The organism is Pseudomonas sp. NY15356 (assembly GCF_048068175.1).
Classification (GTDB): Bacteria; Pseudomonadota; Gammaproteobacteria; order Pseudomonadales; family Pseudomonadaceae; genus Aquipseudomonas; species Aquipseudomonas putida_K.
The window spans coordinates 1-435 of sequence record NZ_JBLUPW010000088.1 but is presented as its reverse complement, the minus strand read 5'-3'; the positions used below and the strand labels follow the sequence as shown (position 1 = coordinate 435).

At 54.3% G+C, this 435-nt stretch carries 1 protein-coding gene; it reads right to left on the bottom strand.

The annotated features are described in order from the left end of the window. The coding region (locus tag ACNFCI_RS24040; protein ID WP_416768435.1) for an immunoglobulin-like domain-containing protein at positions 1–435 on the bottom strand (435 nt) is incomplete at both ends.

Genomic DNA, 435 nt, shown 5'->3' with positions numbered 1-435 from the left:
ACTTCGCTGATCGTATCGGTGATGTTGACGGTGGCCTTGTCGCCCAGTTGCAGGTTTTCGAACTGCTTGCCGGCGACGGTCGCATCGGTGATGCCCAGCGAAACTTCACCTGCGTCTTTGAATACATCATCGCCCTGGGCCGGCAGCGAGTAATCGACCTCGGTTTTACCGGCTTGAATGACCACCTGCTGATTGTTGCTCAGCGTAACGGTGACATCGTGATCGAGCTTTTCGCTGATCCGGATAGTGAAGGAAGGTTGCTGGTCTTCGGTGACATCGCCTTTGCTGACGATGGTGACTTCGAATTTGTCGCCTTCGTTGCCAGTATTGGTGCCCGAACCTGGCTCATCGGTGATTTCCGTCGAAACAGAGTTCTCACCCAGAGTCAGTTTCTCGAACTTGTCGCCGCCTTCTACCGACTCAAGCTTGTTGGTG